The 22041-nt window shown below is 71.3% G+C and carries 16 protein-coding genes; 5 read left to right on the top strand and 11 right to left on the bottom strand.

Annotated features, from left to right (window positions below; all coding sequences use genetic code 11):
- Nucleotides 1-249: 249 nt before the first annotated feature.
- From ACIO3P_RS21105 to ACIO3P_RS21095, 3 genes are all read right to left on the bottom strand, one after another.
- Nucleotides 250-459 (bottom strand): DUF397 domain-containing protein, encoded by a 210-nt coding sequence (locus ACIO3P_RS21105; RefSeq protein ID WP_329825052.1) that lies wholly within the window; start codon nucleotides 457-459, stop codon nucleotides 250-252.
- 216 nt (nucleotides 460-675) lie between these two features.
- Nucleotides 676-1533: a helix-turn-helix transcriptional regulator gene (locus ACIO3P_RS21100; RefSeq protein ID WP_329825053.1), complete on the bottom strand. Its 858-nt coding sequence runs from the start codon at nucleotides 1531-1533 to the stop codon at nucleotides 676-678.
- A 475-nt stretch (nucleotides 1534-2008) separates the two neighbouring features.
- Entirely contained in the window at nucleotides 2009-2752 is a 744-nt protein-coding gene (locus ACIO3P_RS21095) for a GPP34 family phosphoprotein (RefSeq protein ID WP_329825054.1), read from the bottom strand.
- A gap of 194 nt (nucleotides 2753-2946) precedes the next feature.
- On the opposite strand from ACIO3P_RS21095, the gene ACIO3P_RS21090 reads away from it, so the two are divergent.
- Nucleotides 2947-5313 carry a D-alanyl-D-alanine carboxypeptidase gene (locus ACIO3P_RS21090; protein WP_401852960.1) on the top strand — a complete coding sequence of 789 codons (2367 nt, stop codon included), beginning with the start codon at nucleotides 2947-2949 and terminating at the stop codon, nucleotides 5311-5313.
- A 353-nt stretch (nucleotides 5314-5666) separates the two neighbouring features.
- Entirely contained in the window at nucleotides 5667-7496 is a 1830-nt protein-coding gene (locus tag ACIO3P_RS21085; RefSeq protein ID WP_329825056.1) for an MFS transporter, read from the top strand.
- A 90-nt stretch (nucleotides 7497-7586) separates the two neighbouring features.
- On the opposite strand, the gene ACIO3P_RS21080 is transcribed toward ACIO3P_RS21085, so the two are convergent.
- From ACIO3P_RS21080 to ACIO3P_RS21060, 5 genes are all read right to left on the bottom strand, one after another.
- Nucleotides 7587-8663: a C40 family peptidase gene (locus tag ACIO3P_RS21080; protein ID WP_401789000.1), complete on the bottom strand. Its 1077-nt coding sequence runs from the start codon at nucleotides 8661-8663 to the stop codon at nucleotides 7587-7589.
- Between the two features lie 28 nt (nucleotides 8664-8691).
- The gene (locus ACIO3P_RS21075; protein WP_329825058.1) at nucleotides 8692-9174 is read right to left on the bottom strand and encodes a poly-gamma-glutamate biosynthesis protein PgsC/CapC; all 483 of its coding nucleotides are present in this window, start codon (nucleotides 9172-9174) and stop codon (nucleotides 8692-8694) included.
- Entirely contained in the window at nucleotides 9171-10994 is a 1824-nt protein-coding gene (gene pgsB, locus ACIO3P_RS21070) for a poly-gamma-glutamate synthase PgsB (RefSeq protein WP_401852958.1), read from the bottom strand. Before pgsB ends, ACIO3P_RS21075 begins: the two co-directional genes overlap by 4 nt.
- Before the next feature lie 6 nt (nucleotides 10995-11000).
- Complete coding sequence (locus ACIO3P_RS21065) at nucleotides 11001-13346, bottom strand: HAMP domain-containing protein (RefSeq protein ID WP_401852956.1); 2346 nt, start codon at nucleotides 13344-13346, stop codon at nucleotides 11001-11003.
- 368 nt (nucleotides 13347-13714) lie between these two features.
- A complete protein-coding gene (locus tag ACIO3P_RS21060) occupies nucleotides 13715-15004 on the bottom strand; it encodes a CapA family protein (RefSeq protein ID WP_401852954.1) in 1290 nt (429 codons plus the stop codon).
- A 53-nt stretch (nucleotides 15005-15057) separates the two neighbouring features.
- Here ACIO3P_RS21060 and ACIO3P_RS21055 point away from each other — a divergent pair, with 53 nt between their 5' ends.
- Nucleotides 15058-16035: a hypothetical protein gene (locus ACIO3P_RS21055; protein WP_401852952.1), complete on the top strand. Its 978-nt coding sequence runs from the start codon at nucleotides 15058-15060 to the stop codon at nucleotides 16033-16035.
- Nucleotides 16036-16110: 75 nt separating this feature from the next.
- Here ACIO3P_RS21055 and ACIO3P_RS21050 read toward each other — a convergent pair whose 3' ends face one another.
- Nucleotides 16111-16956, bottom strand: coding sequence for a MerR family transcriptional regulator (locus tag ACIO3P_RS21050; RefSeq protein ID WP_401852950.1), 846 nt, complete (start codon nucleotides 16954-16956; stop codon nucleotides 16111-16113).
- A 236-nt stretch (nucleotides 16957-17192) separates the two neighbouring features.
- On the opposite strand from ACIO3P_RS21050, the gene ACIO3P_RS21045 reads away from it, so the two are divergent.
- A complete protein-coding gene (locus ACIO3P_RS21045; RefSeq protein ID WP_401852948.1) occupies nucleotides 17193-18398 on the top strand; it encodes a hypothetical protein in 1206 nt (401 codons plus the stop codon).
- Nucleotides 18399-18888: 490 nt separating this feature from the next.
- Entirely contained in the window at nucleotides 18889-20463 is a 1575-nt protein-coding gene (locus ACIO3P_RS21040) for an RICIN domain-containing protein (RefSeq protein ID WP_401852945.1), read from the top strand.
- Between the two features lie 34 nt (nucleotides 20464-20497).
- Here ACIO3P_RS21040 and ACIO3P_RS21035 read toward each other — a convergent pair whose 3' ends face one another.
- Nucleotides 20498-21343, bottom strand: a complete 846-nt coding sequence (locus ACIO3P_RS21035; RefSeq protein ID WP_401852943.1) for an MBL fold metallo-hydrolase — start codon at nucleotides 21341-21343, stop codon at nucleotides 20498-20500.
- A gap of 19 nt (nucleotides 21344-21362) precedes the next feature.
- Nucleotides 21363-21926 carry an ester cyclase gene (locus ACIO3P_RS21030; RefSeq protein ID WP_329825067.1) on the bottom strand — a complete coding sequence of 188 codons (564 nt, stop codon included), beginning with the start codon at nucleotides 21924-21926 and terminating at the stop codon, nucleotides 21363-21365.
- Nucleotides 21927-22041 lie beyond the last annotated feature (115 nt).

The raw sequence follows: 22041 nt of genomic DNA, 5'->3' as shown, positions 1-22041 counted from the left end.
GCGGGCTCCGGCGCCTTCCGCCGGGCTCCGGTCGTACGGATCAGAGACGGTCGTACGGGCCTGAAACGGTCGTACGGAACGGAACAGCCGCGCGGGATGCGGGTCCCGCGCGGCCGGGCATGGCCGAGCCCCCTCGGCCAGGACGGCGGACCGGTCGAGAGGGCTCTGTCTGTGGTGCGGTGAAACGTGACCGACGGCCGAGGTGGCGTCGACGGCCGCGTCGGCGCCTACGGCCGAGGGTGGCCGGCCTCAGGCGAGGTCGGCGGCGCCCCTGCCCATTTCCTGGACGAAGGCGTTCCACGAACTGGGGACGAAGGAGATCGACGGCCCCTCGGGAGCCTTCGAGTCCCTTACGGCAATGGCCTGGACGACGGGGGACTTGACCTCTACGCATGCGCCGTTTCCGCCGGAGTACGAGGACTTCGTCCACGTGTCCGTAGCGCCCTGAAGGATTGCCATTTTCGCTCCGGTTCAGCAAGTGAGGTGAAATAGCGCCAACTTCTGTTGGCATGATCGACGCTACTCGCCTCACGTGATGAGCGGAGCGTGCGTTCACCCGTCCGGATGGTCTATGACCGAATAGCCTTACGAGGGGCGCTGGTTGAGGTGTATTCTACCCCCGCCGTCTGCGTAAAAGCGGATCAGTTCGACAATCCGGACCAACGTGACGGCTGCTCAACGGGCGTACTCTTTTGCGATATCCGCGATGTACTGCCGCGTCTGATCGGCATTCAGGGCCTGCGCGCGCAGATGTTCGTACATCACGCTGTACCGCTGCACATCATTGGCCTTCTCCAGATAAAGGTCGCTCGTCACGCCCTCGATGTAGACCACGCTGGAGTCCGACGCGTCGGGAAATTCGAGAATCGCGTAGTGCCCGGTGATTCCGGGATGCGCGCCCATGTCGAAGGGCAGCACCTGAACGGTCACATGCGGCAACTGCGACTGCTCCAGCAGGTGTTCGAGCTGCTCGCGCATGAGCTGGCGGCTGCCGACGACCCGGCGCAGCGCCGCCTCGTCCACCACGGCCCAGAGCCGCAGCGGCTCCTCGGGCGCGTTGATCCGGTCCTGCCGCCGTAGCCGCACCCCGACGCGCTTCTCCACATCCGGCACGGCGGACTCCGGCAGCGCGCCGTTGATCAGCGCCTCGGCGTACGGACGGGTCTGGAGCAGCCCGGGAACCACCTGCGGCTCGAACACACGCAGCGAGGCCGCGTCCGTCTCCAGCCCGATGTAGACGCTGTACGGGATGTCGCCGAAGGCGTGCCACCAGCCCTGCTGGCGGGAGTCCTTGGCCATTTGCATAAGCGAGTCGACGATCCGGCTGTCCTCGACCTCGTAGACCCCGCAGAGATCCCGTACGTCGCGCTGGCTGATCGAACGGCGGCCGTTCTCCAGCCGGCTGATCTTCGACTGGGAGACCAGCAGGCGTTCCGCGACTTCCTCCGCCGTCATGCCTTTGAGTTCGCGAAGCCGGCGCAACTCCTGGCCCAATCGGCGTCGCCTGACGGTGGGATTGACGTTGGACGCCACGGAAACTGCACCTCCGGCTGTGTAGCTGTAGCTGTACGTATCTACTGCTCAGCAGACTGCCACCAAAGGTCCCGACTGCGCTGGGAAATGGCTACAGAGGTGATTGCGCCGTTCTGTGCGCCTGGCCGCGCGCCCCCGCGCGCGCCGTGGCGCCGGTCCGGGCGCGCCGGGCACGAGGCGAGCGGGCCCCCCGGGGCGCCCTGAGGCCGCCTGAGGCCCCCTGGGGCGGCCTGTGGCGGCTCTGGGGCGGCTCTGGAGGCCCGTAACGGCCCCGTCAGGCCGTGGCCAAGGGTCATGACCCTCCGGCGGACCCGCGCGTTGCGCGATGGCCGATACGCGACGCGCGGGGCGGCCGGTGGTGTCCGGCTGCCCCGCGCGTCCTGTGCGGCTCCCGAACCGGGTCTGGGGACGTCGGTGCGGCGGATTGCTGTGTGCGTCAGGCGGTGCCTGCTTCGGTGCCTGTTCCGTTCCGTGTTCAGTGCGCCGGTACGCGCGCCATCCCACCGCGTTGCGGCTGCATGGGCACACCACCGACCGGCCGGGCGCCGGCCGGAGCGCTGGGCGCGCCCTGGGCCGGGTTACGGCGCGGCTGTGCGCCCACCCCGTTCTGGACGTCCATCACGGCGTGCGCCACGAGACCGCCCATCGGGTCGTGTCTGATCAGGTCCCGGAGCCGGGAGCGCGACGAGCGCCCCTCGTTCCCGGGGTAGAGGTGCTTGCCGAGTCCGACCGCATGGGCCAGCGCGGCGAGCGCCGCGGTCCGCGGGTCCGGCGGAACGCCGGTGCGGATCGCACTGTCCAGCCGGGACCTGATTTCCCGGCTGATCGCCGTCTCCGTCGCCTGGTAGCGAGTCGTCGGCAGCACCCCGCACATCTGGCCCGCCACGGCATGCACCATGCCGCACCGCTCCAGATGCGAGAGATAGGTCTGGCGCAGCCCCAGTCGGGGCCCGCCGATCCAATGGACGGCCCGAACCGGGCTGCCGCGTCTGCGCAACAGCTCCAGTGCGGAGTCCAGAGTCGGATCTCCGGTCGGCCGTGGCATCACCACGGCGATACGATCCCCGTCAGGGGCTATCCGTCCTGCCAGAGCCAGCTCCACTAGCTGTGCTCCGGCCAGGCCGAGGTCGAGCGACTGCGGCTGCGCTGTGGTACCCGTGGCCGGGTCCAGAGCGAGCAGCAGAAGCTCCTCCGGAATTGTTCTGCGGCTCCTGCCCATCCATGCCTCCCCGCGTGGATGAATGACAGGGTGACCCCTCTCACAATGGTCTGTCGAGGGTGCCTGGGTACTTTGTGCGGGAACCGTTATGTATGTCGTTCTCGTCTAGCACCCGGGCCGAGGTCCCAGAGCGGGACACTGATAGATGCTTCGGACAGTGTGGTTTACGTCGGATGAGACATGAAGGAGACACGGTGGCGGGCGAGTCCCCCGACAAGTCGGATCAGCGGAAGTCGTCGGGGGAGGCGGTTCCTGGCGAACGCGACCCGAGGCTCGCGGTCTTCCGTGAATCGGCCTCGTCCGCGACGGACGGAGCCGGCGGGGCCGACGGGGCCGACGGGCAGGAGTCCGGCTCAGGGGGCTCGACGAAGGTTGCGACCGCAAATCGTGCCGAGGGTTCCACGGCGGAGTCCGAGGACGCCCCGGCGGAGGCCGAGGGGCCGGGGGATGCGGACGGCGACCCCATAACGGCGGCACCGGAGCGCCCGAAGTCCGACAACCGGACGATGACGCTGAAGAGTGACGGCAACGCCGGCACGGCACCGTCCTGGGCGAGGCCGGAGAAGCCCGGATCGGCCGATACCCCGGACCGGGACGCGGCCTCCGCCGAGGGCGAGAAGCACGAGAAGAACGCGAAGACGAAGGACGACGCTAAGGAGTCCACGGACTCCAAGGACTCGAAGAGCGCCGAGGACTCCGAGGGGCCCGAGGAGCCGAAGGACGCCCAGAAGGAGTCCCGGAGCGACAGCGGCGACGACCGGCCCGAGCCGGAGTCGAAGCCGGAGCCGGAGTCCAAGTCGAAGCCCGCGTCCAAGTCGAAGCCGGAGCCCGCGTCCAAGTCGGAGTCCAAGTCCGCGTCCGAGCCGGAACCCGCCTCCGACCCGGAACCCGCCTCCGAGCCCGACCCCGCGCCGGTCGACCAGGCCACCGCCGTCTTCAGGACCCTCCCGAAGCCCGCCACCGACCAGCCCACCACCGCGCTCAAGCTTCCCAAGGAGACCGGCGAGGCCGAGGCCGGGAAGGACGCGAAGGCCGAGAAGGCCGGGAAGACCGCGAAGGAAGCGAAGGACTCGAAGGACGCGAAGGCAGGGAAGGACGAGACCCCGGCGGAGCGGACGAGTACGTTCGTCCCCCTGCGCCGCGACGACCTTCCCGCCGCGTCGGCCGAGCCCGCCGCGTCCCCGGCGGCGCCCGCCGCGTCCAAGCCGGCCCCCGCGCCCGCCCCCGCGCCGTCCCGGATCCCCGAGGCCGAGCGGACCCGGCAGCAGCCGCTGCCGCCGATGCCCCCGCTCGACCTGCTCGCCGAGCTGACCAACAAGCCGGCCCCGCCGGAGACCCCGGTCCGCACGATGGTCCGCCGGGTCAAGATCTGGACGCCGCTGGTCCTCCTCGCGGTGGTCGTCTTCGCGATCGTCCAGGCGATGCGGCCGCTCCCGGACCCGGAGCTCACGCTCACCGCCGAGTCCACGTACGCCTTCGAGGGCGACAAGCCCTCACTCCCGTGGCCCGACCACGGGCAGGGCGTCGTGTCCGTGGCGGGGCTGGGGGAGGTGGGCACGTTCGGTGAGCAGAAGCCGGTGCCGATCGCCTCCGTGACCAAGTCGATGACGGCCTACATCATCATGCGGGACCACCCGATGAAGGTGGGCCAGGACGGCGCGCAGATCCCGGTCGACGCCCTGGCCGAGAAGGAGGGCGGTTACGACGAGACCGGCAACGAGTCGACGCTGAACACCATCAAGGAGGGCGACAAGCTCTCCCAGAGGGACGCCCTCAGCGCGCTCATGATCCCGTCGGCGAACAACGTGGCGCGGCTCCTCGCGCGCTGGGACGCCGGTTCGCAGGAGGCGTTCGTCAAGAAGATGAACGACGCCGCCAAGGAACTCGGGATGAAGGACACGACGTACACCGACCCGTCCGGCCTTGACGCGACGACCGTCTCCACCGCGGCCGACCAGGTCAAGCTGGGGATGGAGCTGGTGAAGATGCCGGGCCTGATGGTGATCACCCAACTGCCGTCGTGGACCGACCCGTCCGGCAAGACGTGGCCCAACTGGAACACCCTGGTGCCCTACAACGGGGCCATCGGGATAAAGACCGGTACCACCACCAAGGCCGGCGGCAACCTGCTCTTCGCCGCGACCAAGGACGTCGACGGCACGAAGCAGTACGTCGTGGGCGCCGTCCTCGGTCAGCAGGGCCCCTCGATCATCGACGCGGTCAACGCGGCGAGCAAGAAGGTCCTGATCCCGACCCGCGAACTGCTGGAGTCGAAGACCGTGGTGAAGAAGGGGCAGACCGTCGGGTACGTCGACGACGGCCTGGGCGGCCGGACGCCCGTGGTCGCCACGAAGGACCTGAAGGCGGCCGGCTGGCCGAGCCTGAAGATCTCCGTCGGGCTGACGGACGGCGGCAAGACGGTCCCGCAGACGGCCACGGCGGGCACGGTGGTCGGCCAACTGACCGTCGGATCCGGCCCCGGCCAGGTGACCGCCCCGGTCGCCCTCCAGAGCGACAAGGCCGAGCCCGGCTTCGGCGCGAAGGTGACCCGCGTCGGCTGACCGGCCGCGGAGCTGAGCGGACACCGGTGGCCCCGGAGCATTCGTGCTCCGGGGCCACCGGCGTGGAGGCCCCGTGCCGGCCGTACGGGCCAGCCATACGTGCTAGCGTCGCGAAACGGACATCTGCTGGGCCACCGCCCGTCATCCGCTCGCGCCGGCCGCCCCGGGCAACTGAGCGCCCCGGGTGCGGCGTCCTGGACGATGCGGGCGTCCTGCGGGATGCCGGGGGTCGGCACGCCGCGCTTCGGGCGGAGACGCGGAGACAGCGCGACGGGTGCGACGGGCGTGACAGTGCGCCGGGTGTGACAGCGCGACGGGTGTGACGGTGGGACGGGAAAACGTGGAGAGCCGCAGTGACGACCGCTGAGCCGACGCGCGCCGACAGCGGCGCTGCCACCGGGGTGCCCGCCGCCAGGGCGCGAATAGACCCGCCTCCGGGCCCCACCCCCACCAGCGGCCGGTTCCCGGCCCTCCGGGAGCGTGTGACGCGCCACCCCGTCCTGTTCACCACCCTCGTCGCCGCGGCCGTCCACGTCCTCTGGTTCTTCTTCTTCGCGAACAGCGGCGGCGACATCGCCGCCCAGGACGCCTGGGCCGAGTTCGTCGGCCGCCACCCCGACTCCGCGTACAACCTCGCCTGGTACGGCGGGATGCACCCCGTCTCGTACAGCGTCGTCTCGCCCTATCTGATGTCGGTCCTCGGCGTCCGCAGCACGATGATGGTCGCCGGGACGGTCTCCGCCGCCCTGACCGCGCTGATCCTCGTCCGCGTCCCGGCCGTCCGTAACCCCGTGGCGTGCGCGCTCGCCGGGGTCTTCGCGTTCCTGTGCAACGCGCTGTCCGGGCGCGTCACCTTCGGCCTCGGCATCATGTTCGCGCTCGGCGCCGTCGCCGCCGTCTTCTGCTGGCCCCACCGCTGGCGCCGCAAGCGCTGGCTCAAGGGCGTCGCCGCCGCGCCGCTCGCCGCGCTCGCCACCGCCGCCAGCCCGGTGGCCGGGCTGTTCCTCGGGGTCGTGGCCGCCGCGCTCTTCCTCAACAAGCGCCGCCCCGGCGCGTACGCGCTCGGCCTCGCCCCGGCGGCGGTCGTGGCGCTCTCGGCCTGGCTGTTCCCGTTCTCCGGTACGCAGCCGATGTCGGTCGGCACGGCCTCGCTGCCGTTCCTCTTCTCCGTCCTCACCTTCGTCCTCGTCCCCGGGGAGTGGCGTACGGTCCGGGTCGCCGCGGCCGTCTACGGCTCCGGCGTGCTGCTCACGTACGTGATCGACTCGCAGATCGGCTCCAACGTCTCCCGGTTCGCGATGATCGTCGGCGGGGTGGTGCTGCTCGCCGCCCTGCCGTACACCGCGCCGCGCTCACGCCGCTGGTACGCGCTGGTCGTCGCCTTCGCCGGGCTGAACTTCTGGATCGGCTTCAAGGGCGTCGACGACATCGTGCGGACGGCCCCCACCGCCTCCTGGGCGCGCGAGCTGGCGCCGCTGGTCAACCAGTTGCAGCGCAGGGGCGCGGAGACGGGCCGGGTCGAGGTCGTCCCCGCCAGCAGCCACCGCGAGGCGTCCGCGCTCACCCCGTACGTCAACCTCGCCCGGGGCTGGAACCGGCAGGCCGACATGGAGCGCAACCCGCTCTTCTACGACGACACCCTGACCGAGACCACCTACCGCGACTGGCTGGACCGCTGGGCCGTGCACTACGTGGTGCTGCCCGAGGGCAGGTCCGACGACGGCGCCGCCCAGGAGGCGGAGCTGGTCCAGAAGGGCCTGCCCTATCTGGAGCGCCTGTGGGGCGACGCCAACTGGCAGCTCTTCGCCGTCCAGGACCCGACGCCGCTCGCCGATCCGCCCGCGACCGTCGACCGGGCCGCCGCGGAAGAGGTGACGATCCAGGTCCCCTCGGCCGGGCGGGTGCTGATCCGGATCCCGTACTCGCCATGGCTCGCGCTGGTCGACGAGGACGGCAACCGGGTGCTGCCGCCGGAGGAGACGGCCGCGTCCAAGGCGGCCGGGGAGGCGGACGGGAACAGCCCGAAGACCTTCACCAACCCCAACGGCTGCCTGCTGAAGGCCGGGCCGACCGCACAGGGCGACGAGTGGACGGAACTGCTCGCACCCCGGGCCGGCGTCTACCGGCTGGCCGCACCGTACAAGCTGCCGCGCGGGACGGGCTGCCCGGAGGAGCTGCGCTGAGGCCATGACAGCGGGGCCGCACCCCCGAAGAGGGTGCGGCCCCGCTGCCGTATCCACGGATCGTACGAGCCGCTCGCGGACGTACGTACGTCAGAGGCGCTTGGCCGCCCGCAGCAGCGCCGCGTAGAAGCCGTTGCCGTCCAGGCGCGAGGTGCCGCCCTGGTCGCCCATCGTCGGGCCGTTGACCTCTTTGCGGCTGGAGATGAAGATCTGGTGGCCCTCGGTGTCGTTGCCCAGGTACAGGCCGACGTGGTCCATCCGGTCCTTGGTCCGCTTGTCCATCTTGAAGAACACCAGGTCGCCCGGCTGGAGCTTGCTGGTGGACTCGGGACGCGTGTACCAGGGCGAGGGGCCGCCCAGCTTGTAGATGTCCACGCCGACGTCCGAGCGCGTCATGCCGTTGGCGGTGCGCGGCAGACCGTCGCCGACGCCGTCGGCCACCATCAGCGGGTAGCGGGCCCGGTAGCCGAAGACCGTCCGGATGAAGCCCGAGCAGTCGATGGCGCGGTAACGCTCCTTCTGCGGCTGCTTGGTGGTGCCGTCGCGGAAGGTGTACGGGATGCCGAGGTAGTCGTAGAAGTCGGACTGCTCCAGGCGGTTACCGGGGGTGCCTTCGTCCGCCGGACCGAAGTTGGCGTCCCCCGCGTACGAGACCCCCTCGTCGTCCTTCTTGACCGGCGCGCCCTCGATGTACTGGAAGGCGTACGCGAAGATGTCGTCCTCCTCGCTGCCGAAGAACTCCTTGAACCAGTCCTTGAACCACTTCTCCTTCTCGGCGCCCTCCGTCCACGCCTCCGGCATCAGCCGCACCCAGTCCTCCGTGACCACCCGGGACTTGGTGTTGGTCGGCTCGTCGAAGGTACGGCTGGGGCCGGTGAGGGTCGCGGTGCGCGCGCCGTCGGTGAAGGTGGCGAGGATCCCGCCGTCCTCGCCGCGCAGCACCGAGCGCTCCGGGTTCTTCAGCCGCTCCCAGGACTGCTCGCCGGTCGTGGCCTTGGCCCCGTTCTGCAGCTTGCCGGGGGTGTCGGTGATCGCCTGGACGGCGGGCGCCTTGGCCTGCTCGTCCTTGCGGAGTTCTACGGTCAGATAGGCGCTGCCGGCCAGCAGCGCGAGGACCGTCGTGGCGTGCAGGACCGGGCGGCCCCGCTTCTTGGACTTGGCACTCATGACGAATCGGCTCCCGTGGGTGGGCGGGTCAGGCTGACGGCAGGGCGCCGAGCAGGATGCCGGCGGTGAGGACGACGTAGGCCGTGAGCGTGACCGTGCCGGTGGCGAGGATGGTCGCGCCCTTGGGCTGGCGTACGAGCTGGTACGCGATCAGACCCGGGACGATGAAGCCGAGCGTCTGGTTGGCGTACATGAGGGGGAACTCCAGCGACAGCACGATCATGACGGTCCCCTGGAGGAGCACGCCGATCATGACGACCGCGGAGAACAGGCGCTTCCCGTAGAGGATCACGAAGCGCTGGACGAGCAGCGTGCTGACGTACGTCAGTACGGTCACGCCGACGACCATGGCGGCGCGCTGGAGGTCCTCGACGAGGGTCAGCGCCAGCCAGCCCGGGGTGATCATGCCGCCGGGGGAGAGGTTGGTCGTGAGGTAGCAGACCAGGGAGAACATCAGGCCCAGGCCGATGCCGATCGCGGCGATCTCGGGGGTGAGGACTGCGGGGATCAACGGGGTTCTCCTGGGTTCTGCCGCGGGGTCTGGTGGGGCGAGGGGTACTCCGGGTGTTCCGGGTGTTCCGGGTTCTCCTGGTACTCGCCTGAGGCGGTGCGGTGGTCGTACGGGGACTGCTGGTCGTACTGGTCCTGGTGGCCCGGCATCTGGACCGGTTCGAACGCGCCGCGCGCCGGCCGCTGCTGGTAGCGCTGCTCGTACGCCTCGGAGTAGGGGCGGTACGGGTCGATGCGCGGGGCGTAGCGCGGCAGCGCCAGGGTCTCGTCGTGCCGGGGCTGCGGGGCGTGCTCCGGGGTCTCCTGCCCGGTCCGCCGTACGTCGGCGGGCGCGGGCGGGAGCGCGAGGAGCGGGGCCTGCGCCTGGGCGTGCGCCTGGGCGTGCGCCTGCGCGTTCCCGGACGCGGACGCCACCGGGACGGCGACGGTGTCGTCGGCGGCCGGGCGGCCCTCGTACCCCTGCTGGGACGCGACCGACGCGACCGACGCGACCGACGTGACCGAGGCGGCGGAGGCGTCGGCGGGGGCTGAGGGCGCGGTGGCGGTGGAGGCGGCCGACGCGGAGGCGGGCGGCGTGCGTACCTCTCCGATCCCACCGGTCCCGCCCGCTCCTCCGTCACCCTCCTCCGGGTCCGGCGTCTCGTCGGCGGGCAGCTCCGCCAGGTGCTCCAGCAGGAGTTCGCCCTGGCCGTGGATGTTGCCGATCGCGACGAGCGAGGACTCGGGACCCAGGATCCCCAGCAGCTCGCGCATGAACTCCTCGGGATCGCGCTTGTCGCCGCCCAGGTCGACCGCGTGCGACCGCCACTCGGCCGGGATCGCGTCGATGGCGCTCTTCGCCGGGTGGCCGATGACGAAGACCTTCTCCGGCTGGAGCTCGGGGATGATCTCGCCCATCTGGCCGTTGCGCTCGACGCGGTCGGGACGGCAGTTGATGACGACGTTGAGCGGGCGGGAGATCGCGCCCAGGTCGAGGAGCTGGTTGATGTTCATCAGTGTCGACTCGGGGTCGTTCGCCGCGAAGACGTTCGCGAACCGCAGCTTCTTGCCGTCGGGCGTGAGGTAGCGCTCCACGGAGAGGACACCCGGGTCCGGCGGCGCGTCGTACATGCCCTGGAGCGCGGTCTCGCGCTCGACGCCCATCAGCTCGGCGACCTTCAGCGCGATGGCCACGTTCTCCTTGAACGTGAACCAACTGAAGCCGCGCAGCTCCTCGTCGGAGACGGTGTCGGGGTCGGCGTAGATGAGCTGGCAGTTACGGGCGTCCGCCTCCTCCTGGAGGATGTCGAAACGATCCTTCTCCGCCGTGACGCAGATGCCGTCCTCCGGCATGGAGCGCGACAGCGAGCGCGCCACGTCGTCCAGGGTCGGGCCCATCTCGGCGAGGTGGTCCTCACGGACGTTGCACAGCACACCGATCGTGGAGCGGATCAGCTTCGACTGGTTGATCTCCTGGAGCGCGGGCATCACGGCCATGCACTCGATCACCAGCGCGTCGGGGTTGTACGCGGCGGCCCGCCGCACGATCCCGATCTGCTCCACCACGTTGGCGATGCCGAACTTGCGGTAGACGGGCTCCTCGGTGGCGTCCGGGTGGATGAAGCGCGCCGCGGTGCCGGTGGTCTTGGCGACCGTGACCAGGTCGCCGCCGCGCAGCGCTCCCGCGCACAGCCGGGTGATGGAGGACTTGCCGCGGATGCCGTTGACCAGCACCCGGGTGGGGATGCGGTTCAGGTTGGTGAAGTGCCGCCGCTGTTCGACGAGCCCCGCGATCAGCAGGATCGCGCTGCACACGAGCAGCACGAAGTAGAGGAAGAGCACGGTCGGTCAGTTCCTTCCGGCGAGGGCGGACGGCGCGCCATCGCGCTTGCGTTGCTCCTGGAGCTGCTGGCGCAGCAGCTCCAGGGAGCGGGCGATGGCGCCGACCTCGTCGTGGTGGCGCGGGTAGAGGACGGTGCGGCGGTCGCCGCCGGCCAGCGTCTCGGCCTGCTTGGCCAGGTCGCGCAGCGGACGGACGACGATGATGTGCAGCCAGCCCAGACAGCCGGCCGCGGCGGTGACGCCGAGCAGCCCGGCGAGGACCGTACGGTTCTGCGCGCTGTACTCGGGGATGGCGAGACCGGAGGCGGGCTGCCAGCTCACCACCGTCCAGCCGAGTGTCTTCGCCGCGCCGCCGCCCGCGAAGGGCGCGGCGGCGGCGATCTGGATGCCGCCCCCGCTGCGGTAGAGGACGCTGCTGGGCTTGGCGCTCAGGCCGACCTGCTGGTTGGTGCCGGCGACGAACGAGTCGAGCCGCTTCGACGGCAGCTTCTCGAACGCCAGGTAGCCGGTGTTGGAGCCGAGGACGCGCCGCTCGGCGTCGACGATGCGCACCTGGCCGAGGCCGGGCCGCTTCAGCAGCGAGTTGAGGAAGTCGACGCGGAACTCGCCGACGACGGCGGCGCCGTCCCGGCCGGGCAGCTCGGCGTATCCGGCGATGCGCGGCTTCGTGTCGTCCGTGTCGAGGAGGGCGACGGGCGCCTCGCCCGGCTTCTGCCCCGCGGGGTGCTTCGGCGTCTCACCGGCCTGGGCGAGCACCTCGCCCTCGGGGGACAGGACGTACATCGACTCGTAGCGCGGGTGCTCGCGCATGGTCCGTTCGAGGACGGTGGTCATGGCGTCCGGCTCGGTCCTGTCGCCGATGAGCGTGGCGACGGAGACGATGTCGGCGTGGCCCTCGTTGAGGGCGCGGCGCACCCGGTCGGCGAGGGTGTCGGTGCGCTCGCGCTGGTCGTTGACGATCTGCTGCGGTACGACGACGGAGTCACCGGCGCGGTTGAGCAGCAGCATCATCGGGGCGGACCAGACGAGCAGCAGGATGCCGCCGGTGGCCAGCAGGGCGCGGGTGCCGACGCGGCGTCCGCGGCGGCGGCGCGGCGCCTTGCCGGAGCCGGAGGCGCCGGAGGAGCTACCCGAGGCGACCGCGGGCGCGTCGTCCGCGGTCGCCTCCGGCGTCTCGCCGAGGAGCTGGCGGCGCAGCCGGTCCAGCGCCTGCCCGATCCGCCGCGTCTCGCCGAAGCGGGGCACGGTCACGGGCCGGGTCAGATCGCCGCGGGTGAGGCGGCGGCTCTCCAGGAACAGCCGGATCAGGGGGCGCTGGACCGTACCGAGCAGCAGGGTCACGGCGAGCGCGCCGATGACGAGCAGCGCGGCGGCCGAGAGCAGACCGAACAGCGGGCTGTTCACGCGGCTGGTGTTCTCGGGGACGGTCACGAGGGAGACGACGGAGAGGCCGAGGCTGGTCGCGTCGGTCGACTCGCCCGCCTCGGGCGCGGCCAGCGAGGCGTACCCGGCGATCGGGCGCTCACCGCTGATCCGCTTTCCCGTCATCGTCCCGCTGACGCCGAGGAAGCCGCCGGAGCCGGGCTCCTTGGACTTGATCGGGTTCTGCTCGGCCTTCTCGGCGCTGCGCCTGGCGAAGGAGCGGAGCTGCTTCTTCGTCTGCCTGACCTCCTCCTCGACCGTGTCGGAGGGGATCTTCTCGGGCGCCGGGATGCCGTCGCTGCTGAGGATCTGGCCGCCGGAGTCGACCACGGCGATCACCCGGAACTTGCCGATGCTGACACCGGGGAACTTCAGGCTGTTCGAGGTGATCAGGAGCTGCTGCGGCTGCCCCTCCCAGGAGAGCAGGGCGAAGGTGAGCAGCCGGGTCTCGCCGTTCTTGAGGCGGACCATGCGGGGCGCGAGGCCGTCGGCGTCGGCGAGCTTGTCCCGGTCGATGGCGAGGAGCGGTACGTTCTCGCCGCGCGCGGCCAGCAGCTTGCCGGACTTGATCTCGACGACCGCCGAGCCGCGCCACTTCTGGTAGACGCTGCCGAGCTTGTCGAGGACGGTGTCGGCGGAGACCGGGTCGCCCGCGTTGAAGAGGGCGGCCGTCCGGTTGAGGTCCGTGATGGACTCGTCCAGCGAGGCGCGCAGCGCGATGGCGCCGTCCTCCGCGAAGTGCTGCTGAGAGGTGAGGACGGCCTTGGGGAGCGGCTCCCGCTGGGGGTTGCCGAGGCCGAGTGCGGTGAGGGCGGCCAACGCGAGAAGCAGGGCCGAGAGGGCCGCGATCGGTGGGCGAATGCCGCCCAGGAGCGACATATCAGCCCGTTTGCGGACCTTGTGCCGCCGCTTCGCCGACGAACCGGCCATGCGGGTACCTCTCTCAGAACAGTGCGTGCGGGCATGCGGGCAGAGCGGGACGCGGTCGCGCGCGGACGCACGACCGGCAGGTGGGCGCGGTGGGGGACGGACGGGGGCGTGACAGCACTTCCCCCGTCGCGGTACGAGCCCCCGTCGCGATATGAGGACCGGTCACACCTACGAATGGTTGTGTCAGCCTCGAACGAATTTCTGTGTGATCTGAGTTACAGGAGGTGTTCGTGTGGGTAACGGGACCGATTCGGCGCCCGTGCGGCGGAATGCGGCGCCGGTGCGGCGGAATGCGGCGCCGGTGTGGCGGAACGCGCCCGTCCCGCCCAGGTCACCGCCCCTCACTCGGGGCTCACCCACACCCTCACTCACTCGGGCAGGGACTGAAGGGGCGTCAGCCCGTCCTTCTCCGCGCCGCGGTTCAGCATCGTGCCTTGTGTACGGTCGAAGGCCAGCCGGTAACGCGCGAGTTGCTCCTGCGTGTACTTCTTCCCGTCGGCGCCCTTGCCGTCCTTGACGGCCTGCGCCGGGTTCAGCAGCCGGTAGTCCGTGACCGCCCCCGCCGGCAGGCTGTCGGGGTTCTCGTGGTCCTCCGGATCGGGCGGGGTGTCCACGAACGTCGGCACGTACTGCGCCTTCACGTCCCACTCGCCGGCCCGCTTGGTGAAGGTGAACCAGCCGATGACGCCCTCCTCGGACGTACCGCTGGGCACCTCGTGCCGGGCGACCTGGTTGCCCAGACCGTAGGCGAACCAGGTGCCGCCGACCTTCTCCATCGGCTGTACGACATGGGCGTGGTGCCCGATCACCAGGTTGATGCCGGTCTTCTCGGCGATGCGCTTCGCGAGATTCATCTGCGCGGTGCTGGGCTCCGGCTGGTGCTCGCGCCCCCAGTGGATGCTGAGGATGACGACGTCAGCGCCCGCCTCGCGCGCCGCGCGCTCGGCGGCGGCGATCGCCTTGAAGGAGGTCTTGTTGACCAACCAGGGCTTGTCGGCGGGCACTTCGTGCTTGACGAAGCCGAAGGCGAAGGAGATCTGCGCGACCTTCACCCCCTTGACGTCCACGATCAGCGGCGTCTCGGCCTCGTCCTTGGTGCGGGCGGAACCGGTGTGCTTCAGACCGGCCTCGTCGAGGGTGTCGAGCGTGCGCTTCACCCCCGCGGGGCCGTGGTCGATCGAGTGGTTCGACGCCGTCGAGCAGGTGTCGTACCCGATGTCCTTGAGCGTGTCGGCGATGTCCGGCGGGATCTGGAAGTTCGGGAAGCCCTCGTAGGGGCCGCCCTTCTTGGCGATCACCGGCTCCATGTGGCAGATCGCCAGGTCCGCCTTGCTGATCACCGGCTGCACGCCCGCCATCAGCGGACCGAAGTCCAGCCCCTTGCCGTTGCCGCCGGGCACCTTCGCGTCCTTGGCGGCCTGGTCGATCAGGGGCGGGTGGATCAGTACGTCACCGGCCGCGGCCACCGTGAACGACGGGCCGCCGCCCTTCGCCCCCTCGCTCCCGCCCGATCCGCCGTCGTCACCCGAGCCGAGTGCGGAACACCCCGCGACGGCGGTGGCGAGGGCGAGAACCGCGGCGGCACGCAGGGCGGTACGTGCCGTCGTGCGCAGAGCCGTGCGGGGCACTGCGCGGGACAGGGGGAGGGATCTCTTCACACTGGTATTTTGACCCGCATATGACACGATCTCCGACCGTGAAGATAACAATCATGGCAAGCCTGCTGGTCGCGGCCCTGATCGCGGTGGTTGTGGTGATCGTCACCCCCCTGTTGGGCCGCTCCTCCGGCCCGTCCTCCCCGCCCACCGGGACCGGCGACGCCGACCTGGCCACCGAGGTCGACCTGGAACACCGGATAGCCGACTTCGCCACGGCCAAGGTGGCGGACGCCCGCTACCTGCCGCCGAACCGCGCCCAGCGCGACACCCTCGCCGAAGGGGTCGCGCTCTACGTGGACGGCAAGCACGAGGCGGCCGAACGCAGGCTGGCCGAGGTCGACTTCGGCGTACGGATCCTGCGCGACACCGTACGGGCCCCCGCCACGGCCGGGTCCGCCCCGTCCGCGGCGAGCGACGCGCCGGGCCGCCGGTACGCCGAGATCGCCGACCAGGCGGGCGAGGACATGCGCGGCTGGGGGCGCGTGTACGTGGCGCTCGACGCCCCGGTCCACTTCTCCGTACAGGTACCGCACCCCGTCGCCGACGCGTACAGCGACCTGCTCGGCGTCGGCGTCCTGCGCTCCACACCCGGCGGGGTGCTGGTGATCGCCGGGACGCGCCGTACGGCGGGGGAGGGCAAGGCCGCCGACGTGGCGCACCGCCGCGACACCGTCTTCCACGCAGTCTGCGCCGAACTGGTCGCGCGCCGGATGCCCGGCATCCAGGTGCACGGATTCGCGGACAGCAGCGCCCCCGACCACGACCTGGTCGTCTCCACCGGCGCGGGCGAGGCGGCCCGCCCCCAGGCCGTCACCCTGGCACGCGCCCTGTCCGACGACGGCTTCCGGGTCTGCCGCGCCTGGTCGGCGAAGTGCCCGCTGGCGGGCCGCAAGAACAAGCAGGGCGTCCTCGCGGCGGACGAGGACGTCCCGTTCCTCCACGTGGAGGCCAGCCGCACGGTCCGTACGGACCCGTCCCGCATGCGCGGCGCGATCGAGGCGATGACGGCGGCGGTACGCCAGTGGTCCTAGAGCCTCTCAAGGCACTGGAGAGCGGACCGCGCCTGCGGGGACTCACTCAGCACTCACCCGGCACCCACCCCGCACTCACTCCACGGGGAAGGCGATGTCGCAGACCTCGTCGGACGCCGACGCCGCGTCCCAGTCGGCGAAGTAGACCTCACGGCACGGCCCGCTGACGGACAGCCCCTGCCCCGCGATCCACTCCTCCACCGCCTCGAACGCGGAGAGGATCTGCGGGTGTGCCACCTGGGCCTTGGTGATCCGTACGTACGCGAGACGCCGCGCGGGCTCCACACGCAGCCCGGTCGTACGGCCACCGCCGGTGGCGGCCGACACGTACGACCGCGCCGCGGCCACGTCCGCGACGGGGACACACGTCTCCGCCGGCCCGTCGCTGTCCGGGCTCACCGCCGCGTGGTAGACGACGAACGGAGCGCCCGCCACACCCCCGCACTCCCCGGCGGCCGCGGTCAGCCGGCCGAGGGCGGCGGGGATCCAGCGGGGCAGTTCGTCGGCGAGCAGATGCCTGCGCTCGGTGAGTACGGCCTGCTCGGGTACGTCGACGGTCCTGACCTCGTACATGTGCGTTCTCCTGCCTGACAGCCGGTCACGGATATGGGCGGCCAGCGCGCTCCGTACGGCATGGCGCTCCTCGATGTCGGTCCAGTACGCGGCCACCTCGGCCGCCGCCCGTTCGCCGGGCAGGACGACCACCTCGGCGATCCGTGCCAACGGCATGTCGAGCTGCCGGAGCAGCGCGACCAGCCGGGCGCGTTCCACCTGGTCGGGGCGGTACCAGCGGTAGCCGGTGGCCGCGTCGACCCGGGCGGGGGTGAGCAGGCCGAGCCGGTCGTACAGCCGCAGCGCCTTGGGCGAGAGCCGCGAGCGCGCCGCGAACTCACCGATCGTGAGCAATTCCACACCGTCCACGAGGCCCCATCCTCCGTCACCGGGCCTCCTTCGGCCCGGCGGCAGGAGGCTGCGCCCTGACCTTGGGACAAGGTCAACTCGGCGGGGCGGAGGCGGACGGCGGCGCGGGAGCGGGCTGCGGAGAATTGGTAGACCAATCGTGGTCTTCTGCTGTCGGAGCGCACCGTGATCCCCCATAGTGAGGCGGCATGAGGTGTGAACGGTGCGGGAATGGCCATGGAGTCTCGCTGCCGGGCATGCAGTGTCCCGTATGTGGCGCGGGCGCCGAGGAGTTCCGGGGCGAGCAGGGCGTACGGGACGAACGCGGTGTACCGGATGAGTACGGCGTAGCGGGCGAGCGCGGCGTACCGGGTGAGTACGGCGTACCGGGTGAGTACGGCGTACCGGGTGAGTACGGCGTGCAGGGCGAATACGGCGTCCAGGGCGAGTACGGCGTACCGGACGGACAGCGCGGTCCCGGCGGGCCCGGCGGGACCGACGAGTACGACGTGATCCGCGCGTACGAGCCGCCACCGCCGGACGACGACCTCTGGGAGTCCAGAACGATGATGCCGGGAGGCGCGCCGGGCCCCGGCGGACCCTCTCCGGCCGTACCCTCCGCAGCCTCGGCCCCGCGCAAGCGCCTGCTGATCACCGTGGCGGTGGTGGCCCTCGGCTGCCTGGGTGCTGCGGTCGCCGTCGTCGGTACGAGCGGCGGGGGCGACGCCGGACGCGGCCCCTCCGCCGACGGGCAGCCGTCGCGGATCGGGTCCCCGGAGCTGCCGGGACTGGGCGGTGTGGTCACCCCGGGCCCCGGCGACGGCGGCGGCGAGGGCGCGGGCGCTGCCGGAGGGGGCGGGGGCCAGGCGGGCGGCGCGGCCGCCGGACCGGGTCCTTCCGCGCCCCCGGCCCCGCCCGCACCCTCCGACTCCCCCTCGGCGCCGGGCCACGGACCGGGTGCGGGGGAGTGGGCCGGCCCCGGCTGCACGACCGGCACCTACCGCGAGCACGGCCGCTTCGAGAACGGCAAGGCCGCCTGGTACACCGTCAAGACAGGCGGCTACAAGGGCGATTCGTGCGACGGCCGGTTCTCCGCCGTGCCGATGTCCGGCAGCCCGAACGTCGACCGGGGCTCCACCGCCGTCTGGTCCTGGAAGCTCGACGCGCCGTACAAGAAGTGCGCCCTCGCGATCTACGTACCGGACAGCGGCGACGACGCCGACGCGGCGGGCGACCCCACCGTCTACCAGGTGCTCGCCGATCCGGCGGACGGCACCTCCGGCTACGCGGCCTTCGGCGTGGGCCAGACCGTGCACCGCGGCAGCCTGGTCCAGGTGGGCAGTTATCCGGTCAAGGGGAAGGCGTTCTCCGTACGGCTGGTCGACCGGGGCCAGGACTGGGGCAGCCAGGAGCGGTTCGGGGCGCACCACGCCGCGGCGCAGATGCGGGTCGAGTGCGCGTAGGACGTCACGTGCGCGCAGGGCTCTGAGGGGCAGGTCAACGGCCGGGTACCGCGTGGGCATTGCGGGTACCGGCCGCTAAGTCGCCTTCCGCGCCGAGACATTGACTTACCTTCAAAACAGCAATCCGCCATGTGCCTTGTTTCGGCCGAGTCACTTGTGGAATGGTGAACTTCCTCGTGCATGGTCCATGGCTGTCATTGCTCCGTCCCTCGAATTTACGGGCGCCGACCGCGCCGTCCCGTAGCGCCAATACCGAACAGGTATGTACCAGTCGAGGGTCTGCTTTTCCGGCCAGAACTTCTGCGTGTCACATTGCGCCCTGGAAGGAAGTATCGCTGTGCACCCCCCTCACCCCCCACGCCCCACCTATCCGCCCCGCTCCGCTCGCCCGCCCCATCCCTCCCCCTCCTCCAGTTTCGGCCCCGGGGAATCCGACGAACGCCTACTCGCCGCCCTCCGGGCGGGAGCCGGTACGGGGGACACGTACCCCGTGGCGCTGCTGATGGCGCGGCACTGGGAAGCGGTCCACGACTACGCGGCGGTCTGTCTCGCCTCCCCGGCGAAGAGCGCGTCGGTGGTCGCCGCCGCGGCGTTCCGTCAGGTGCTCGAAGCCCTCGGCGGGGCCGAACCCGGCGCCGCGCTGAGACCCCGACTTCTCGTCACCGTACGGGACATGGTGGGGGCCTGGTCATCGGCGGAGCCGATCAGGGATCTCCTTCCCGAACTGGGGAAACCGGCGGTGGCGCGCGGCACGAGGGCGGCGAGGACGCGCGACGCGAGCCGTCGGAAGCTCGCCGTTCGCTCTTTTCGGGCGATGTCGGGAACCGCGCAGTGCCTGCTGTGGCACACCGAGGTCGAGGCCGAGCCCATATCCGTACCGGCCGCATTGCTCGCCCTCGATACCGATACGGCGCACATCGAACGGGAACAGGCGCGCGAGGAATTCCGGAGAGGTCTCCTCCGGGCGCACATCGAAATCGCCCCGAAGCCGGAATGCCGGTATTACAACCGTCTGCTCGATGTACCGATTCGCCGCGGCGGCGCCCTGCTCCCCGACGTACGGAACCATCTCGCCGCATGCGCGCACTGCCGGGACGCCGCCGACCAACTCGGCCATTTCCACGGCAAGCTGGACGTCCTGCTGGCGGAGGCCGTACTGGGCTGGGGCGCCCGCCGCTACCTCGACCTGCGGGCCGGCGCCCGTACGGCGGACCCCCGGGCCGGCGCCGCCGCGCGTCCCGCAGGCCGCCACTCGGCGCCGGGGCGGCAGCGGCTCCTGCCGGCGCTCACCGTGCTCAACCGGGTCTCCGCCCTGTCGCCGGCCCCCACCCGCGCCCTCGTCGCCGGCCTGGGAGCTGGCTCGGTGGTCCTGCTCGCGACCGTCCTGACCGTCAGCCTGTGGCCCGCGCGGCACGCCCACGACGACTACGGCTCCGCCGCGTCCAGCAGCGCGTCCGCCCCCTACCCCGCGCACTCCGGCTCCGCGGGCGCGGACGGCCAACTCCCGCCCGACCCCGCCGGGATGGCCACCGGCCCCCAGGACATCCGGCTGCGCAACGCCGCGGACGGCCTGTGCCTGGACATCCGCGACGCCCGGCCCCGGCGCGGCGCGGCGACGACGATGGCGACCTGCTCCTCGGCCGGCACCCAGCAGTGGTCGTACGAGGACGACGGCCTCCTGCGCAGCGCCGCCGAGCCCGAACTGTGCCTGAACTCCCGCGGAGTCGACGGCGTCGCCGTCCTCGGCCGCTGCGCCACCCGCCCGGCCCGCGCCGCCGACGTACGGTACGACCTGACGGTGCAGGGCACCCTGATCCCCCGCTGGCAGGACGACCTCGCGGTGACCCCGGTATCACGGGACGCGGACGCCGATGTGGTGGTACGCCCCCGCGACGGTTCCCCGGGCCAGCGCTGGCTGGCCGACCGCGTCGCGACGACCACGGGCTCGCGCCCCATCACCGAGTCGCCCCCGGCCTCCGCCCCCGGCACGGACCCGCCCCCGCGTGCCCCGGGGCACAACCAGCCGGACCCGCTGACCGAGGCCCGGCTGATCCCGCGCCCCTGACGCCCTGACGCCCTGACTCCGCCATGAGGCGCCGTCACACTCCGGCGCGCGCCTTCTCGTACAGAACCGGATCGTGAGCGGAGAAGACCGTCAGACCGGAGTCCGCCGAACCGGAGTCCGCCGAACCGGAGTCCGCCGAACCGGATTCCGCCGAACCGGAGTCCGCGCGCCTGTACAGCTCTGCGAGGCGGGCGTGGTTGTCCCTGACCTTCCTCCGGTCCCAGGCGACGAGGGTCTCCATGGCCCGCAGGGCGGCGGGGACGGGCGTACGGCCGTCGAGCGTGCCGCGGTGGTAGAAGGCGTCGCCGGCGTGCAGCAGCCAGCGGGTGCCGGTGTCGACCGCGACACACGCGTGTCCGCGGGTGTGGCCGGGGAGCGAGACGAGGACGATGCCCGGGGCGATGGCGTCGAGCTCCTTGGCCGCGGCGAACCCGCGCCACCTCTCCCCGTCCGGGCTGTGCTCCACGATCTTCGGGCCGTGGGCCCACTGGGCCGGCCGGTAGCGGATCCTCTCCCGCCGGGACGGGGCGACCATGGATCCGAGCGCCTCGGCCGCGGTGAGGTGGACCTGGGCGTGCGGGAAGTCGGCGAGACCTCCTATGTGGTCCGCGTCGACGTGCGTGAGGACGATGTGCCGTACGTCGTCCCGCGCGAAGCCGAGCCGCTCGACCTGGTGCGCGGCGGTCTCCTCGGCCCGGAAGACGGGCCTGACGAGATGACGGGCAGGCCCGAAGCGCCGCCGGGGATTCGCCACGTCCTCCAGCCCGAGGCCCGAGTCGACGAGGACCAGCCCGCCCGCCGTCTCGACGAGAAGGACATGGCAGACCAGATGCGCGGTCGGCAGCAGCATCGTGCCGCAGTTGAGATGGTGGATCCTCACGGCCGGGTCCCCGCCCCGGTCAGTCGGCGAAGGCGGGGGACGTGGTGTTGACGAGCGAGGGATGGGGCTCGTCGCCGGACATGGAGAGCAGGCCCTTGAGACAGCGGGCCGCCAGGAGCCAGTTCTTGGGGTTCTTCATGTTCAGGCCGCCGATGAGCTGCTTGAGCATGGTCAGGGTGTCGAAGTAGACGCGTTCGCAGACCAGGTTCTCGTCGGCGTCGAAGAGGAAGTACGCGGTCATCCGCACCCGGAACCGGCTGCCGGTGGCCGGGATGGCCCCGAGCGGGCCGAGGTGGGTGCCCAGCAGCCAGAACTCGGCGATCACGGCGTCGTCGCTGTGGCGGAACGCGATGATCTCGTGGTCCTGGTCGGGGAAGGCGACCCGGGTGTCGTGGTAGTAGCCGCGTACGGCCGTGTCGCCGTCGTGGACCTGCATGGTCGGGATCAGCTCGTAGTGCGGATGCGGGAACGTCGACAGGACGTCGTCCCACTCCTGGCGGACCTCGTCCCGGAAGTGGTCGAGGACGAGCTTCTGACGGGCCGCGCGTATCTCTGCGGTGAGCATGGGATGTCCGAGCTGCATCGATCCTCCTGGGCCGGTGGCGCGGGGTGACGGGGGCCTGACCGGCGTACGGCGAGAAACACTTATGGCGTATGTCTTCGCTGAAGCTAGACTTGCGCTGTAAGTGATGTCAAGG

Origin of the sequence: Streptomyces sp. NPDC087310, from assembly GCF_044744405.1 — a bacterium.
GTDB lineage: Bacteria > Actinomycetota > Actinomycetes > Streptomycetales > Streptomycetaceae > Streptomyces.
This window is presented reverse-complemented; position numbering and strand designations above follow the sequence as displayed.

Bases quoted from the DNA above. Each gene is read 5' to 3' on its own strand.
- ACIO3P_RS21105 (WP_329825052.1), bottom strand. From the start codon at position 459: ATGGCAATCCTTCAGGGCGCTACGGACACGTGGACGAAGTCCTCGTAC.
- ACIO3P_RS21095 (WP_329825054.1), bottom strand. From the start codon at position 2,752: ATGGGCAGGAGCCGCAGAACAATTCCGGAGGAGCTTCTGCTGCTCGCT.
- ACIO3P_RS21080 (WP_401789000.1), bottom strand. From the start codon at position 8,663: ATGAGTGCCAAGTCCAAGAAGCGGGGCCGCCCGGTCCTGCACGCCACG.
- ACIO3P_RS21065 (WP_401852956.1), bottom strand. From the start codon at position 13,346: ATGGCCGGTTCGTCGGCGAAGCGGCGGCACAAGGTCCGCAAACGGGCT.
- ACIO3P_RS21055 (WP_401852952.1), top strand. From the start codon at position 15,058: ATGGCAAGCCTGCTGGTCGCGGCCCTGATCGCGGTGGTTGTGGTGATC.
- ACIO3P_RS21045 (WP_401852948.1), top strand. From the start codon at position 17,193: ATGCAGTGTCCCGTATGTGGCGCGGGCGCCGAGGAGTTCCGGGGCGAG.
- ACIO3P_RS21030 (WP_329825067.1), bottom strand. From the start codon at position 21,926: ATGCAGCTCGGACATCCCATGCTCACCGCAGAGATACGCGCGGCCCGT.